This is a genomic window from Streptomyces sp. YGL11-2, from assembly GCF_050054615.1.
Classification (GTDB): Bacteria; Actinomycetota; Actinomycetes; order Streptomycetales; family Streptomycetaceae; genus Streptomyces.
Genome location: NZ_JBNHIN010000006.1, coordinates 208,468 through 224,080, shown reverse-complemented (window position 1 = coordinate 224,080; position 15,613 = coordinate 208,468). Strand labels below are relative to the sequence as shown.

At 74.0% G+C, this 15,613-nt stretch carries 12 protein-coding genes; 4 read left to right on the top strand and 8 right to left on the bottom strand.

The annotated features are described in order from the left end of the window. The 6 genes from ACO1BR_RS10065 to ACO1BR_RS10040 all read right to left on the bottom strand — a co-directional run. Positions 1-499 (bottom strand): hypothetical protein (locus ACO1BR_RS10065; protein WP_426794723.1); only part of this gene is annotated, 499 nt, incomplete at its 3' end. A 142-nt stretch (positions 500-641) separates the two neighbouring features. Next, the gene (locus ACO1BR_RS10060) at positions 642-1,439 is read right to left on the bottom strand and encodes a type III pantothenate kinase (protein ID WP_159508749.1); all 798 of its coding nucleotides are present in this window, start codon (positions 1,437-1,439) and stop codon (positions 642-644) included. Positions 1,440-1,444: 5 nt separating this feature from the next. After that, positions 1,445-2,530: a carboxylating nicotinate-nucleotide diphosphorylase gene (nadC, locus tag ACO1BR_RS10055; protein WP_426794675.1), complete on the bottom strand. Its 1,086-nt coding sequence runs from the start codon at positions 2,528-2,530 to the stop codon at positions 1,445-1,447. Next, entirely contained in the window at positions 2,527-4,344 is a 1,818-nt protein-coding gene (locus ACO1BR_RS10050) for an L-aspartate oxidase (protein WP_426794674.1), read from the bottom strand. Before ACO1BR_RS10050 ends, nadC begins: the two co-directional genes overlap by 4 nt. Further along, positions 4,341-5,537, bottom strand: a complete 1,197-nt coding sequence (panC, locus tag ACO1BR_RS10045; RefSeq protein ID WP_426794673.1) for a pantoate--beta-alanine ligase — start codon at positions 5,535-5,537, stop codon at positions 4,341-4,343. The genes ACO1BR_RS10050 and panC overlap by 4 nt, the downstream gene beginning before the upstream one ends. Next, positions 5,534-6,631, bottom strand: coding sequence for a Rossmann-like and DUF2520 domain-containing protein (locus tag ACO1BR_RS10040; RefSeq protein WP_426794672.1), 1,098 nt, complete (start codon positions 6,629-6,631; stop codon positions 5,534-5,536). The genes panC and ACO1BR_RS10040 overlap by 4 nt, the downstream gene beginning before the upstream one ends. 494 nt (positions 6,632-7,125) lie before the next feature. Between ACO1BR_RS10040 and ACO1BR_RS10035 the strand changes: the two genes are divergently transcribed. Together ACO1BR_RS10035 and ACO1BR_RS10030 are read left to right on the top strand one after the other, a co-directional pair. Next, positions 7,126-8,424, top strand: coding sequence for a threonine aldolase family protein (locus ACO1BR_RS10035; RefSeq protein ID WP_426794671.1), 1,299 nt, complete (start codon positions 7,126-7,128; stop codon positions 8,422-8,424). A 944-nt stretch (positions 8,425-9,368) separates the two neighbouring features. Then, positions 9,369-10,478, top strand: a complete 1,110-nt coding sequence (locus tag ACO1BR_RS10030) for a DUF5937 family protein (RefSeq protein WP_426794670.1) — start codon at positions 9,369-9,371, stop codon at positions 10,476-10,478. A 294-nt stretch (positions 10,479-10,772) separates the two neighbouring features. Here the strand turns inward: ACO1BR_RS10030 and ACO1BR_RS10025 are convergent, their stop codons facing one another. Beyond that, positions 10,773-11,456 (bottom strand): response regulator, encoded by a 684-nt coding sequence (locus ACO1BR_RS10025; protein WP_426794669.1) that lies wholly within the window; start codon positions 11,454-11,456, stop codon positions 10,773-10,775. A gap of 191 nt (positions 11,457-11,647) precedes the next feature. Next, positions 11,648-12,853, bottom strand: a complete 1,206-nt coding sequence (locus ACO1BR_RS10020; RefSeq protein ID WP_426794668.1) for a sensor histidine kinase — start codon at positions 12,851-12,853, stop codon at positions 11,648-11,650. A gap of 336 nt (positions 12,854-13,189) precedes the next feature. On the opposite strand from ACO1BR_RS10020, the gene ACO1BR_RS10015 reads away from it, so the two are divergent. Further along, on the top strand, positions 13,190-14,251 hold the full coding sequence (locus ACO1BR_RS10015; RefSeq protein ID WP_426794722.1) for an SAM-dependent methyltransferase: 1,062 nt from the start codon (positions 13,190-13,192) through the stop codon (positions 14,249-14,251). A 79-nt stretch (positions 14,252-14,330) separates the two neighbouring features. Next, complete coding sequence (locus ACO1BR_RS10010; RefSeq protein ID WP_426794667.1) at positions 14,331-15,473, top strand: NADH-quinone oxidoreductase subunit D; 1,143 nt, start codon at positions 14,331-14,333, stop codon at positions 15,471-15,473. The last annotated feature ends 140 nt before the right edge of the window (positions 15,474-15,613 follow it).

Below are 15,613 nucleotides of genomic sequence, written 5' to 3'. Positions count from 1 at the left end.
CCCCCCCCCCCCGCGGCCGGGCGCCGGGGCGTCCGCCCGGGAGGCCGTCCGGGGAGCCGCCCGAGCGCCCGCCCGGCAGTGCGCGCAGCCGCGCCCGCACGGAGTGCTCGGCCAGCCGCTCGCAATGCCCCAGCAGGGCGCGGCGGCGCTTGCGCTCGGCGGCGCCGGTGGGCCGCGCCAGCAGGGAGCGCAGCGCCGCGAGGTCGTCGGGACCGGGGATGTGGCCGGCCGTCAGCGCCTCCTGGAGCCGCGTGAGGTAGCCGGTGGCCGCGCCGGGCAGGGCGGCGCGATAGCGGGTGAGGTCGGCGAGCAGGAAGGCGCGCAGGCGGGCCCCTTCGCGGACCGCCTCGTCCACCGCCTCGGCCAGCCGCAGGTATTCCTGGACGTCCTGCGACCGGTCCGGGCCGAGGGCGTCCAGTGGGACGGCGTGGGACGTCGACTGGAGGGCATGGGCGAGGGCGCGACGGAGCACACGCAGCTCATCGGCGCCGAAGGCCATGCCGCCGCGGGATCCGTATGGCATTGGCATGCCGCGACTTTACGACCGATTCGGACAAAAGCCACTTAATTCGCATGCGGTGGCGCGGCAGCGGGCCGCGCGGTCACACGCGCGCACCGGCCGGACCCGCCGCCGGGCCCCGCTACGCGCGGCTGATGTTCCGCTCGTACACCAGCCGCAGGCCGATCAGGGTCAGCCACGGCTCGTGCTCGTCGATCACCGAGGACTCGCCGAGCACCATCGGCGCCAGCCCGCCGGTGGCGATCACCGTCACGTCCTCCGGGTCGTCCGCCAGCTCCCGGGCCATCCGGTGCACCACGCCGTCCACCTGGCCGGCGAAGCCGTAGAGGATGCCGGACTGCATCGCCTCGACGGTGTTCTTGCCGATGACGCTGCGCGGCCGCGCCAGCTCGATCTTGCGGAGCTGGGCGCCCCTGACGCCCAGCGCGTCCACCGAGATCTCGATACCCGGCGCGATCACCCCGCCCACGTACTCGCCGCGCGCGCTGACCGCGTCGAAGGTGGTGGCCGTACCGAAGTCGACGACCACCGCGGGGCCGCCGTACAGCTCGACGGCCGCCAGCGCGTTGATGATCCGGTCGGCGCCGACCTCCTTGGGGTTGTCCATGAGGATCGGCACGCCGGTCTTGACGCCGGGCTCCACGAGGACGGCCGGGACGTCGCCGTAGTAGCGCCGGGTCACCTCGCGCAGCTCGTGCAGCACGGACGGCACGGTCGAGCAGATGGAGATGCCCTCGATGCCGTCGCCCAGGTCGTCGCCGAGCAGCGGGTGCATGCCCATGAGGCCCTGGAGGAGCACGGCCAGTTCGTCGGCGGTGCGGCGGGCGTCGGTGGAGATCCGCCAGTGCTCGACGATCTCCTCGCCGTCGAAGAGCCCCAGGACGGTGTGCGTGTTGCCTACGTCGATGGTCAGCAGCATGGTGGTCAGCGGTCCTCGTGATCGCGTGCTTTGGCGCCCCGGCCGGCGGCCTCGTGATCGTCGACGGCGCTCTCGCGCAGGTCCAGGCCGATGTCGAGGACCGGTGCGGAGTGGGTGAGCGCGCCCACCGCCAGGAAGTCGACGCCGGTCTCCGCGTACGCGCGGGCGTTGGCGAGGGTGAGCCGGCCGGAGGACTCCAGGATCGCGCGGCCGGCGACCAGGTCGACGGCCTCCTTGGTCTGCTCCGGCGTGAAGTTGTCCAGCAGGATCAGGTCGGCGCCCTCGGCGAGGATCGGCGGGATCTGGTCGAGCCGGTCCACCTCCACCTCGATCGGCACACCGGGGAACTCGGTCCGTACGGCGGAGAACGCGGCGGCGACACCGCCCGCCGCGACGACGTGGTTGTCCTTGATCAGCGCCGCGTCCGACAGCGACATGCGATGGTTGACGCCGCCGCCGCAGCGCACCGCGAACTTCTCCAGGGCGCGCAGGCCCGGCGTCGTCTTCCGGGTGTCGCGGACCTTCGCCCTGGTGCCTTCGAGGACGTCCGCCCACGCCCGGGTCACGGTCGCGATACCGGACAGCCGGCCCAGCAGGTTCAGTGCGCTGCGCTCGGCGGTGAGCAGGTCGCGGGTGCGGGTGGTGACCGACAGCAGCTTCTGCCCGGGGGTGACCCGGTCGCCGTCCGCCACGTGCCGCTCGACCTCGAACTCGTCGGTGCACACGATGGACAGCACCGCCTCGGCGACCCGCAGCCCGGCGACCGTACCGGCCTGCCGGGCCGTGAAGTCCCCGGTGGCGACGGCGTCTTCGGGGACCGTCGCCACGGTGGTGACGTCCACTCCCTGGTCGAGGTCCTCCTCGATGGCCATGTGCGCGATGTCCTCGACCTGTACGGGGTCGAGCCCGGCGGCCACCAGGAGCGCGGCCAGGTCGGGGTCGAGCCCGCAGGTCAGCGGGTCGAGCTCGTACGAGTCGTCGTCGCCGGCGCACCCGCAGGCGTCGCCGCAGCCGCCTCCGGCGGGGACGGCTCCGGGCCGGCCGATCTGGAGGAGGGGAAGGCCGTCGGGGGTACCGGGGGTGCTACTCACGGGGCGGGCTCCGTATCGGGGGTGGGGGCGGGCTGAGAGGTGGTGCCGGTGGTCGGCGGGAAGTCGGCGGTCGCCGTCGTGCGGATGTCCAGGGCGCGGTCCGCGCCGAGGGTGATGCGGAAGTGCCGGCGCCAGGAGGCATCGTCGCGCTCCGGGTGGTCCTCGCGCCAATGGCAGCCGCGGGTCTCCTCGCGGCGCTGCGCGGCGGCGACCAGGACCCGCGCGACACACAGCAGGTTGGTGGCCTCCCACGCCTCCACGCCGGGCTCGGGGGCCTTGGCCGGGGCCGGCGGGGCGTCCGCTCCCCCTGCGGCACCGGGCGCCTGCGCCGCCAGGGCCGCCTCGGTCGCCGCGCGGTGCAGGCCGTCGAGGTCCGCGGCGGCCCGGGCCAGGCTCCCGGCGCTGCGCAGGACGCCGGCGCCGGCGGTCATGATGCGCTGGACCGCGGCGCGGGTCTCGGGCGCCAGGAGGGGCAGCGCGCGCGGCGCCCCGCGCCCCTCGACGGCGGACGGGGCCGGCTCCGGGACGCGGCCCGCCGCCCCGTCGGAGGCGATGTCCGCGGCGATCCGCTCCGCGAACACCAGGCCCTCCAGAAGGGAGTTGGAGGCCAGGCGGTTGGCGCCGTGGACTCCGGTGCAGGCGACCTCGCCGCACGCGTACAGGCCCGGGACGGTCGTCCGGCCGTGCAGATCGGTGCGGACGCCGCCGGAGGCGTAGTGCGCGGCCGGGGCGACCGGTATCGGCTCGGTGACCGGGTCGATGCCGTGGGAGCGGCAGGCGGCCAGGATCGTCGGGAAACGGTGCCCCCACATCTCGGCGCCGAAGTGGCGGGCGTCCAAGTACATGTGCTCGACGCCCTGTTCCTGCGCCCGCCGCATGATCGCCTTGGCCACGATGTCGCGCGGCGCCAGCTCGGCCAGCTCGTGCTGCCCGACCATGAAACGGGTGCCGGCCGCGTCGACCAGATACGCGCCCTCGCCCCGTACGGCCTCCGAGATCAGCGGCTGCTGACCCTCCGCGTCCGGCCCCAAATACAGGACGGTGGGGTGGAATTGGACGAATTCGAGGTCCGAGACCTCGGCGCCGGCGCGCAGCGCCAGCGCCACCCCGTCGCCCGTGGAGACGGCCGGGTTGGTGGTCGCGGAGAAGACCTGCCCCATGCCCCCGGTGGCGAGCACCACCGCCGGCGCGTGCACCGCACCGACACCGTCGTGCTGGCCCTCCCCCATGACGTGCAGGGTGACGCCGGCGGTGCGGCCGTGGGCGTCGGTCAGGAGGTCGAGGACCAGCGCGTTCTCGATGGTGCGCAGGCCCGCGGTCCGCACCGCTGTGACCAGCGCGCGGGAGATCTCTGCGCCGGTCGCGTCGCCGCCGGCGTGCGCGATCCGGCGGCGGTGGTGGCCGCCCTCCCTGGCGAGCGCGATCTCGTCGCTGCCGGGCGCGGTGTCGAAGCGGGCGCCCGCCCCGATCAGCCGGTGGACGGCGTCCGGGCCCTCGGTCACCAGCGCCCGCACGGCCGCCTCGTCACACAGCCCGGCGCCCGCGACGAGGGTGTCCGCCAGGTGCTGCTCGGGCGTGTCGCCGTCCCCGAGGGCCGCGGCGATACCGCCCTGCGCCCAACGGGTGGAGCCGTCGTCGAGCCGGGCCTTGGTGACGACGACGGTCCGGCGGCCGGCGGCGGCGCAGCGCAGCGCCGCGGTCAGTCCGGCCACCCCGGAGCCCACCACGACGACGTCCGCCGTGATGGACCACCCGGGGGCGGGGGCGGTGAGGCGTATGCCGGTGGGGCCGGTGCCGGTTCCGCTAGCGGTCATCGGGTCGCTCCGAGGGGGCCTTGGGGTGGGGTGGGTTTCGGGGACGATACGGGAGATGCCGCGGATGCCGAGGCCGCCTGCGGGCCGGCCCCCGGACTGTCCGGGTGCTGCGCGGCCTCGGGGGCGTCGGCCGGCGCCGCGCCCCCGGCGAACACCAGCCGGACGTTGTCGATCAGCCGCGTGGTGCCCACCTTGGCGGCGACCGCCAGGATCGCCTCGCCCTCGTAGCCGTCCGCGACCTCGGTGAAGTCCCCCGGGTCGACCAGGGCCACGTAATCGAGGCGCAGCGGCGGTTCGAGGTGGGCGGCGTCCGTCAGCACCGCGCGGGCCGCGGCGCGGGCCACGGACGGGCCGTGCGGCGGCCCGGACGCGGCGTAGGCGACGGCGTGCGCGTCGGCGGCGGCCCGGTCCTCGCCCAGGGCGGCCAGCGCCGCGGAACGGTCCTGCGTCGGGTGCCCGCTGGACGCCGCGCGGGCCCGCAGCGCCTCCTCGGCGGTGAGCCGGTCGCGGGCCGCGAAGAGCGCCGCGGAGAGCGCGAGCGCGGTGCGCCGCTCCGGGCCGGAGAGGTAGCGGTTGCGGCTGGAGCGGGCCAGCCCGTCGCTCTCCCGGACCGTGGGGACACCGACGATCTCGACGGGGAAACTGAGGTCGGCGGCCATCCGCCGGATGACCGCGAGCTGCTGGGCGTCCTTCTCCCCGAAGAACGCGACGTCCGGCGCGGTCAGATGCAGCAGCTTGGCGACGACGGTGAGGACACCGTCGAAGTGCCCGGGGCGGCTGGCCCCTTCGAGGACGGTCCCCATGGGGCCCGCGCTGATCCGGATCTGCGGTTCGCCGCCCGGGTAGACCTCGTCGACGGACGGCGCGAACACGGCGTCGGCACCCGCCTCGCCGGCCAGGACGACATCCGCGTCCAGGGTGCGCGGGTAGCGGTCGAGGTCCTCGCCCGCACCGAACTGCAGCGGATTGACGAACACCGTGACCACGACCTGGCCCTTCGGCCCGACGTGGTCACGGGCGGCCCGGACCAGGGCCGCGTGCCCGTCGTGCAGCGCGCCCATGGTCATGACAACAGCCCTCGCGCCACTACGGCGGGACAACTCCCGCAGCGCCGCGGCGGTGTGCACGAGCTGGGGCCGCGGCGCCGGCTGCCGACCGGCATCCGGGGACGGGCTGACGGGCGAGGAGGTCATGCGTCGCCTCCGGAGGGGCCGGGGTCGGGGTCGGGGTCGGGGGATTCTGGGGACTCGGGGGTTTCTGGGGACTCGGGGGACTGCGGGGTCTCTGGCGTTTCCCGGGACTCGGGGTCGGGGGTCCCGGAGGCTCCGGGGCGCGCGCCGCCCTCCGGGAGCGCACCGCCCGCCGGCGCCACGGCCCCCTCGGACGCCGGCCCCGCGAGCACGTCCAGCAGCTCCTCGGCCAGTTCCGGCTTGAGCAGACCGCGGGCCAGCGCCCGGTCCGCGGTCGTACGGGCCATCGCCAGATACCCGGCGACGGCCTGCGGCGCGTGCCGGCGCAACTCCGCCACATGGGCCGCGACGGTGCCTGCGTCGCCCCGTGCGACCGGCCCCGTCAGGGCCGCGTCACCGGACCGCAGCGCATTGTCCAGGGCCGCGCCGAGCAGCGGGCCGAGCATCCGGTCCGGGGCCTGGACACCGGCCTTCCGCAGCAGCTCCATCGACTGCGCGACCAGCGTGACCAGGTAGTTCGCACCGATGGCCAGCGCCGCGTGATACAGCGGACGGGCGGACTCCGCGATCCACTCCGGCTCCCCGCCCATCTCGATGACCAGCGCCTCGGCCGCCATCCGCAGCTCCTCCGGCGCGGTCACCCCGAACGAGCAGCCGGCGAGCCGCTGGACGTCCACCGACGTGCCCGTGAACGTCATCGCCGGATGCAGCGCCAGCGGCAGGGCACCGGCCCGCGTGGCCGGATCCAGCACCGCCGTCCCGTAGCGCCCGGACGTGTGCACCAGCAGCTGGCCCGGCCGCACGGCACCGGTCTCGGCGAGCCCGCTCACCAGGCCGGCCAGCGCGTCGTCGGGGACGGTCAGCAGCACGAGATCGGCACGGGCCAGCACCTCGGCGGGGGTGACCAGCGGAACGTCGGGCAGCAGCTCGGCGGCCCGCCGCACCGAGGCGTCGGAGACCCCCGAAACGGCGACCGGACGATGCCCGGCAAGCTGCAGGGACGCGGCGAGCGCAGGCCCGACACGGCCTGCGCCGACGACTCCGACGGTGAGCCGGGCGGGCCGGTCCTGAGCCTCGATGGGCGGGTGTGCGTTCACGCGGCGACGGCCTTCCGTTCCAGTCCGCGGGGGGTACCGGACGATTCGTCGCCATGCTACGCGAGTGCCTCCGACGGCCCGGAGAGCTGTACGGCGGGTGAGACGGAGGTCTCCGAGGAGAACCGCCCCACCACGCGGCGGAGCCGATCGACTTCCCGGGCGGGGCGCCGCGGGGTGGCCGGTGGCGGGGCCGGCGCTGTCGCCGGGCCGGCCGGCGAACGAGCGGGCCGCGAACGGGCGGGCGGGCAGCGAGCGGGCGGGCAGGCAGGCCGCGCGGACTGCGGGTGCCCTCTTCCCTGCCTCTCCCTCGTGCCCTCCCCCCTGACCTCCCCATGGCCTCCCACCAGCCGTTTCCGCCTCGTCAGAGGGCTGCCCGTTGCTCGCGTCAGCCTCCCTCCGAAAGTTATCCACAGGGCTCGCCGCCTCCCGCCCGCCTACGCCATGATCGACGCATCACCGCGCACACAGCGCGAAACGCAGGCGAGGCGGGGGACATGACACAGAACGGAACAGATCACAACGGAACAGATCGCAATGGAACAGGCCGGAACGGGGCAGACCAGCGAGGGGCACCCCGGCACGAGACACCTCGGCACGGGAAAGCGCAGAACGAGACATCCGGGGACGGGGCGCCGACCACCGTTGAGAGCGACACCGCACTCGCGCGGAAACGACGGATCACCGCACACCGCGGCTCCGCACGCCAGCTCAGCGGCCCGGCCGTGGAGACGATCCGGGAGCGGCTGGCGCGCCTGACAGCCGACGCTCCCGATATGTACAACCTCGATGACTGGACGGATATCTACGGCATCGACGACAGCATCGTCGGCGAGCTGGAGCGCCGTACGGCCGAGGCGCTGGGCACCGAGGCCGCCGCGTTCTTCCCGACCGGCACGATGGCGCAGCAGGTGGCCCTGCGCTGCTGGGCGGGGCGGACGGGCGGTTCGACGGTCGCCGGCCATCCCCTGTCCCATATGGAGGTCCACGAGCGCGACGCCTATGCCGTGGTCAGCGGGCTGCGCATGGTGCATCCGACGAACGCCCCGCGGCTGCCGACCGCCGCCGAGATCTACGACCTCCAGGAGCCGTTCGGGACCCTGGCCCTCGAACTCCCGCTGCGGGACGCCGGATTCCTCCTCCCGACGTGGGAGGAGCTGACGGCGACGGTGGCGGCGGCCCGCGACCGGGATGCGGTGGTGCACTTCGACGGCGCCCGGTTGTGGGAGTGCACCCCGCACTTCGGGCGCACCCTCCCGGAGGTCGCCGCCCTCGCGGACAGCGTCTATGTCTCCTACTACAAGTCCCTGGGCGGCATATCAGGCGCTGCCCTCGCCGGCACCGAGGACTTCGTGGAGGAAGCGCGGGCCTGGCGGCACCGGTACGGCGGGCAGCTGTTCCAGCAGTGGCCGACGGCGCTGACCGCCCTGGCCGGACTGGACCGCGAGCTGCCCCGGCTTCCGCACTACGTGGCACACGCGAAGGTCGTCGCGCAGGCGCTGCAGGAGGGTTTGGCGGAGGCGGGCGTGCCGTGGTTCAGGGTGCACCCTGAGATACCGCACACCCATCAGTTCCAGGTATGGCTCCCGCACCCGCCGGATGTACTGAACGAGGCAGGTGTCCGGCTGGCGGAGGAGACCCGGACCACGCTGTTCCGCGCCTGGTTCGAGCCCGGCCCGGCAGGACCGCCGGGAGTAGCGCAGACGGAGGTGACGGTGGCGTCGTCCGCGATGGACTGGACTCCGGAGGAGATACGCACGGCCGTGGCCGGCTTCGTGTCACGCATCGACGGCTGAGACCGGGGTAAGGGGGTTGGGCTGAGTTGGGCGGAGTTGGATGTGGGCGGGGCTGGGCCCTGCCGTAGTGGAGCCAGGGCCGCTGGTGTCGGGGCCCGCTCGACGCGGACGGTGTGCGCTCAACGCGGGCAGAGACGGGTCCCGCTGCGGGGGGCAGGGACCCCTGGTGAGGGGGCCGGCTCGACAGGAGTCCCCACAGGAGTGGGGTGGGGTGGGCTCGACGGGAGTGGGGTGGGCTCGACGGGGACGCGGATAGCCCGGCCCCGCCCCCGACCCGGCCCCGCCCCCCAGGGCGGTGGCGGTGCCCGCTGCGGGCGAGTGGGTTCAACGAGGCCGCAGCCGAGCCACATGGGCGCGGATCGCCACGCGGTGGGCACCACTGAACCCGTCGTGACCGCCGACGCCCCGCCGTGGGCGCGAGCCGAGGCCGCAGCGGGCACGGATGCCCCGAGGTGGCCGCGCTAGTTCGCCGTCCGCGCGGACCGGCCAGGGGCTGGCGCGGTGGTCGGCGCTGCGCCGGAGTCTTTCGCGAGGGGGGCGGGGGTGGGGCGGGGCGGGGGGAGGGGCCCCCGGGGAAGGGAGCGGGAAACCGACCCCGCCACCCCCCATTCACCCCGTGCCCCCCGCCCGCCCCACCCCACTCGCCGCAACCACCCCACCCACCTCGACCGCCGCGCCCGTGCCCGCCATCGGTCCGCCGGGTCCGTGACGATGGCCTGAAAGCGGCGCCACTGCTGGATTTCACGAGCGACGCGGACGGTGGCCGCGCCGGGTGCGGGCGGGGCGGCCTGGCCCTGCTGAGCTGCGCGGTAGGTGTCGAGGAGGTGCTGCTGTGTGGCGTTCATGTTTCTCACTGTGGGGCGGGCCGACGGCCGCCGCGCGTCGATTGACGGGAGCCGTCAATCGACGACGTTGCAGGTCGCGGCCTCGCGCATGATGGGTACATGGCCAACGTCATCGACATCACCGGGCTGCCGCCGGAACGCGTGGTCTTCGCGCCCTCCCCGTTGGCGGAGCTGGGCGCGGCGCTGCACGCGCTGTCCGAGCCGGCGCACCACCCCGGGCTGCACGGCTGGGTCACCGCGACCAACGCGGGGCTGAAGACCGACCTCGCCGACCGGTTGTGCGAGGCGGACTTCCTGTGGCGGTCCGCCCGTTCGGACATCCTGCTGCCCGCCCGCCCGGGGGCGACGCTGGCCGAGGACCTCGACGAGCTCGACAAGATCGACGACGAGCGGTTCGTGGCCGCCGTCTTCGAGATCACCTGTTCGCCGGCATACACCCGCATCACGCCGTCGCCCCTGATCGACGAGGGTGAGCGGGCCCGCGTACGGGAGATGGCGGCGGCGCGCGGCCCGCGGCAGGCGGGGTTCACGGATCGGATGCTGACCGATCCGGACCGCCTGCGGGCGTGGTTGCGGCGCCTGTTCGAGGACTGCGAGGACGCGTTCTTCGGGGACATCTGGCGGCGGGTGGGGATCCAGCTGGCTGCGGACGCCCGGCACAAGACCGAGTTGCTGCGGCACAAGGGGCTGGCCGAAACGCTCCGGGCGACCTCGCGGGCACTTTCGCTGGACGAGGCGCAGGACGGCAGCGGCGGCGCCCGGATCCTGGTCGACAAGCTCGCCGTCGGGCGGACGACGGCGTTCGCCAGTCCCGGGGATCCCGGGATCACCTTCCTGCCGACGTCGTTCGGCTGGCCGCATCTGCTGTTCAGCCACGCCGCAGGCTGGCGCCCGGTGCTCCAATACCCGGTCGCCAGCCAGGAGTTGCCCGCCACCGCCACGCTGGAACTCGTTCAGCAGCGGCTGGAGGCGCTCAGCCACCCGATGCGGATGCGACTGTGCCGGACGCTGTCGCGGGGGCCGCATACGACGGGGGAGCTGGCGAACGCGTTCGGTATCACGGCGCCCGAGGTGTCGCGGCATGTCGCGGTACTGAAGAAGACCGGGCTGCTCCAGACGCGGCGGCGCGGGCGTTATGTGCTGCACCAGCTGGACCTCCAGGTGGTGGCCCGGCTGGGCAGCGATTTCCTTGAGGGCGTGCTGCGTTGAGGCCGTGCCGCGCCGAGGGCATGGCTCATTGACGCGCAGCGCACTGACTCACGTGATGCCTTGTGGCCGCCCTGCGTTGAGGCCCCCATGCATGAGGTCCTGCTCCACCGGCGCGTCAAGGCACGCAGTCCATCAAGGCACGTAGTGCGTCAATGGCGTACCGGGGTGATGGCAGTTGACGGCGACGCCAGTCGGCGGAAGCTGGCGGCAGCTCCCCCCACCCCCCTCAGCTCTCCCCCGTCATACCCACCCCGTCACGCCTCCCCGCCGCCCCGCCTCACGCCCCGCTACGCCCTACGCCCCCGCGCCCCCGGCCCGCACCAGCCCCGTCTCATAGGCCAGTACCACGGCCTGGACCCGGTCCCGCAGGCTCAACTTGGTGAGGATCCGGCCCACATGGGTCTTGACCGTCGCCTCGGACAGCACCAGCCGCGCCGCGATCTCACCGTTCGACAGCCCCTGCGCGACCAGCAGCAGCACCTCCCGCTCACGGTCCGTCAGCCGCTCCAGTTCGGGGCGCACCGGCTCGGCGGCGGTGGCGGGCAGCATCGGCGTGAAGCGGTCGAGGAGGCGGCGGGTGGTGGACGGCGCGACGACGGCGTCGCCGCTGTGCACCGCGCGGATCGCGGCGAGCAGCTCGCTGGGCGGCACGTCCTTGAGCATGAAGCCGCTGGCTCCGGCCTTCAGCGCGGAGAAGGCGTACTCGTCCAGGTCGAAGGTGGTCAGGATGAGCACCTTCGGGGCGCCTTCCTGCTGCCCGCCCGCGCAGATCCGGCGGGTGGCCTCCACCCCGTCGAGCTGCGGCATCCGGACGTCCATGAGGATCACGTCGACCTCGGTCCCGCGCAGCACCTCCAGCGCCTGCGCCCCGTCCCCCGCCTCGGCGACGACCTCCATGTCGGGCTGCGCGGCCAGCACCATCCGGAAGCCGGTGCGCAACAGCACCTGGTCGTCGACGAGCATCACACGGATGGTCATGGCAGGGAGATCCCTTCACGGGTCGGTCGGTTGAGGCGTAGAGGGGGGTGTAGAGGGGGGTGTAGAGGGGGGCGTAGGGGATGGCGCGGGGCGGAGAGCGATGTGGGGCGGTGCGTGGGGGTGTGTGGGTTGGCCGGAACTGTGGCGCGGGGACTGTGGCAGGGGAACTGCGGCGGACGGAGGGGAGGCGATCACCGCCCCGCTTTGAGGGGCAGTAGGGCGCTGACCCGGAAGCCGCCACCCGGTCGCGGGCCCGCGTCGAGGATGCCGCCGACCATACCGACCCGCTCGCGCATGCCGATGAGCCCGTGCCCGAGGCCGTCCGAGCCGCCGTCCTCGTAGAGCTCGTGCTGCGCGCCCCGGCCGTCGTCCTCGACGAGCACGTCCACGTCATCGTCCTGGTAGGCGAGGCGGACGGTGGCGCTGACGCCGGGGCCGCCGTGCTTGCGGGCGTTGGTGAGCGCTTCCTGGACGATGCGGTAGGCGGTCAGCTCGACGCTGCTGGGCAGCGAGCGCGGTTCGCCGACCACGCGGAAGTCGACGGGCAGTCCGGCGCCCCGGACCTGGTCGATGAGGTCGGCGAGCTGCTCCACTCCGGGCTGGGGTACGTACTCGCCGCCCTCGGCCTGCTCGCCGGTGCGGAGCACGCCCAGCAGCCGGCGCATCTCGGCCAGCGCCTGGCGCCCGGTGCCGGAGATCGTCTCCAGTGCCTGCCGGGCCTGGTCGGGTGCGGCGTCGAGGACGTAGGCGGCGCCGTCGGCCTGGACGACCATCACCGAGACGTTGTGCGCGACGACGTCGTGCAGCTCGCGGGCGATCCGGGCGCGCTCGGCGGCGACCGCGATCCGGGACTGGGCCTCGCGTTCCTTTTCCAATCTGGTGGCCTTCTCTTCCAGTTGTGCCCAGTAGGCGCGGCGGGTGCGTACGGAGTCGCCGAGCACCCACGCCAGGACGAAGGGCACGGTGAGCAGCACCATGAGGAACAGCGTCGCCCACAGCGGCAGCGGGCCGGGGCTGTCCCGGAAGCGCAGCTGGGAGAGGACGGGGCCGATGAAGGCGCCGGCGAGTGCGAGGCGGGAGGCCCACCGGCGGGCCGACGTCTCGGAGGCGACGGTGTAGATGATCACGAGCATCGCGAAGTCGCCCGGGTTGGGCGTGACGTGCAGGATGAGCTGGCCGACGCCGATGGCGGTCGTCAGCAGCAGCATCTTGACCGGGTACTTGCGGCGCAGCGCGATGACCAGGGAGAGGCCGATGGTGAAGGCCGCGGCGGGGATCTGCTCCCGGGGGCCGCGCAGAGTCATGACCCACATGCTGGTGAACCCGAAGAGGAGGACGGACCAGAAGGTGTCCACTCCCGTCGGGTGCCTGCGGAAGAAGTCATAGAAGCGCTGCACGTAACCCAGCGTAGGGAGCGCTGACAGGTACAGGAGTCAACCGGAGGGGCGATCCTGTTGCGTGGGCCCTACTCCCCAAGGTGGAGGCCGTATGCGCCATTGTGTCGGCCCGGGGGTCGGTGTGTGGGGGCGCCGTGGAGCCGGACGCCTCTCAGGGCCTTCCGGCAAGCCCGTGACCAGGCATTTCCGTACCCGCACCGCCTCGGGCGGGCAGAGGCTCCCCATACCGTGGGTTGACAGCCCGTACCGTTGTGCAGTCGGCGCACGGGGAGCGTGCGGAACGAGGAACGTGGGGACGTGGCGAAAGTGGAACGGCGCGGCCGGCCGGGCGGGGCGATCGGCGACGACGGCCCTGGTGCGCGGCCGGAGTCCGGTGGCTGGCGCGGCTGGCGGGAGGCGACCGAGCAGGCGCTCTACGGCCCCGGCGGCTTCTACACCCGGCCCGGCGGCCCCGGTCCGGCCGGCCATTTCCGTACCTCCGTCCACGCCTCCCCGCTGTACGCCGGCGCCGTCGCCTCGCTCCTCGGCCGCGTCGACGCCGCGCTCGGGCGGCCGGACGAGCTGGCGCTGATCGATGTGGGTGCGGGCCGCGGCGAGTTGCTGAGCGGGGTGCTGGGCGCGCTGCCCGGGGAGGTGGGCGCGCGGCTGCGCCCGTACGCCGTCGAGCGCGCCGCCCGCCCCGAGGGCCTGGATCCGCGGATCGAGTGGTGTGCCGAGCTGCCGGCGCCGGGCTCGCTCACCGGTCTGCTGTTCGCCAACGAATGGCTCGACAACGTGCCGGTGGACGTCGTCGAGACCGATGCGGACGGCGTCCCGCGCCGGGTCCTCGTACGGGCGGACGGTACGGAGCGGCTGGGCGAACCGGTCGCCGGCCCGGACGCGGAATGGCTCGCCCGCTGGTGGCCGGAAGCAGCGCCGGAGGCCGCCGTCACCGATCCCTCCCCCGGGCTGCGCGCCGAGATCGGCCGGCCCCGGGACGCCGCGTGGGCGCGCGCCGTCCGTACGCTCCGGGCCGGGCTCGCGGTCGCCGTGGACTATGCGCACCGGCGCGCCGACCGGCCGCTCTTCGGCACCCTCGCCGGCTTCCGCGCGGGCCGCGAGGTGCGCCCCGTCCCGGACGGCAGCTGCGACATCACCGCGCATGTCGCCCTGGACGCCTGCGCCGGACCGGGGGCCGAGCAGCTGACCCAGCGGGCCGCGCTGCACGCCCTGGGCGTGTCCGGCCGGCGTCCGCCGCTGTCCCTGGCCGGCACCGATCCCACGGGGTACGTACGGGCCCTCGGCTCGGCGGGCGCCGCCGCGGAGCTGACCGATCCGGCGGGGCTGGGCGGCTTCGGCTGGCTCCTGGAGCCGGTCGGCGCGTCCTGTGCGGGGCTGCTCACCAGGGGCGTTGCCTGAGGTTCCGGGCCTTCGGGGGCGGCCGGTCCCGGCCCCCCTCAGCCGCCGCACCGCGCCCGCGCCCTGCGACACTGTCCCCATGACGGAGACGACGGTCGGCATCGGCGGCGCGGCGGAGAGCACCGACATGGTGCTGAACATCGGCCCGCAGCACCCCTCCACGCACGGTGTGCTGCGGCTGCGCCTCGTCCTGGACGGCGAGCGCATCCAGCATGCCGAGCCGGTGATCGGCTACATGCACCGCGGTGCGGAGAAGCTCTTCGAGGCGCGCGACTACCGCCAGATCATCATGCTCGCCAACCGCCACGACTGGCTGTCGGCGTTCTCCAACGAGCTGGGCGTGGTCCTCGGGGTCGAGCGGATGCTCGGCATGGAGGTGCCCGAGCGCGCCGTCTGGACGCGTACGCTGCTCGCCGAGCTGAACCGCGTCCTGAACCACCTGATGTTCCTCGGCTCGTATCCCTTGGAGCTGGGCGGCATCACGCCGGTGTTCTACGCCTTCCGGGAGCGCGAGGAGCTGCAAACCGTCATGGAGGAGATCTCCGGCGGCCGCATGCACTACATGTTCAACCGCGTCGGCGGCCTCAAGGAGGACCTGCCGGCGGGCTGGCTCGGCCGCGCCCGGCAGGCCGTCGCCGACGTCCGCTCCCGTATGGGCGTCTTCGACGACCTGGTCCTGGGCAACGAGATCTTCCGCGGCCGTACCCGCGGCATCGGCGTGCTCGCCCGCGAGACGGTGCACGCGTACGGCGTCTCCGGGCCGGTCGCCCGCGCGTCCGGCGTCGACTTCGACCTGCGGCGCGACGAGCCGTATCTCGCGTACGGCGATCTCCGGTCCACGCTCAAGGTGGTCACCAGGGAGGAGGGCGACTGCCTGGCCCGCTTCGAGTGCCTGCTGGAGCAGACCCACAACTCCCTCGCCCTCGCCGACGCCTGCCTGGACCGTGTCGCGGAGCTGCCGCCCGGCCCGATCAACCAGCGGCTCCCCAAGGTCCTCAAGGCCCCGGAGGGCACGACCTACGCCTGGACCGAGAACCCGCTCGGCATCAACGGCTACTACCTGGTCTCCAAGGGCGAGAAGACCCCGTACCGCCTCAAGCTCCGCTCCGCGTCGTACAACAACATCCAGGCGCTGACGGAGCTGCTGCCGGGCACCCTGGTCGCCGACATGGTCGCCATCCTGGGGTCGCTGTTCTTCGTGGTCGGGGACATCGACAAGTAGGCGGCGGGTCGGCGCGGTTGGCGCCGTCGGCCCGTGCGGCGGGTCGTCGACGGCTCGCGGGCCGCTTCGGGGAACGCGGCAGGCGCGGAAGACCCGGCAGACGCGGGCAGACGAACGCTTCGGGGCCGTCCACAGGCTGT

Bases quoted from the DNA above. Each gene is read 5' to 3' on its own strand.
- ACO1BR_RS10060 (WP_159508749.1), bottom strand. From the start codon at position 1,439: ATGCTGCTGACCATCGACGTAGGCAACACGCACACCGTCCTGGGGCTC.
- ACO1BR_RS10050 (WP_426794674.1), bottom strand. From the start codon at position 4,344: ATGACCGCTAGCGGAACCGGCACCGGCCCCACCGGCATACGCCTCACC.
- panC (WP_426794673.1), bottom strand. From the start codon at position 5,537: ATGACCTCCTCGCCCGTCAGCCCGTCCCCGGATGCCGGTCGGCAGCCG.
- ACO1BR_RS10035 (WP_426794671.1), top strand. From the start codon at position 7,126: ATGACACAGAACGGAACAGATCACAACGGAACAGATCGCAATGGAACA.
- ACO1BR_RS10030 (WP_426794670.1), top strand. From the start codon at position 9,369: ATGGCCAACGTCATCGACATCACCGGGCTGCCGCCGGAACGCGTGGTC.
- ACO1BR_RS10025 (WP_426794669.1), bottom strand. From the start codon at position 11,456: ATGACCATCCGTGTGATGCTCGTCGACGACCAGGTGCTGTTGCGCACC.
- ACO1BR_RS10010 (WP_426794667.1), top strand. From the start codon at position 14,331: ATGACGGAGACGACGGTCGGCATCGGCGGCGCGGCGGAGAGCACCGAC.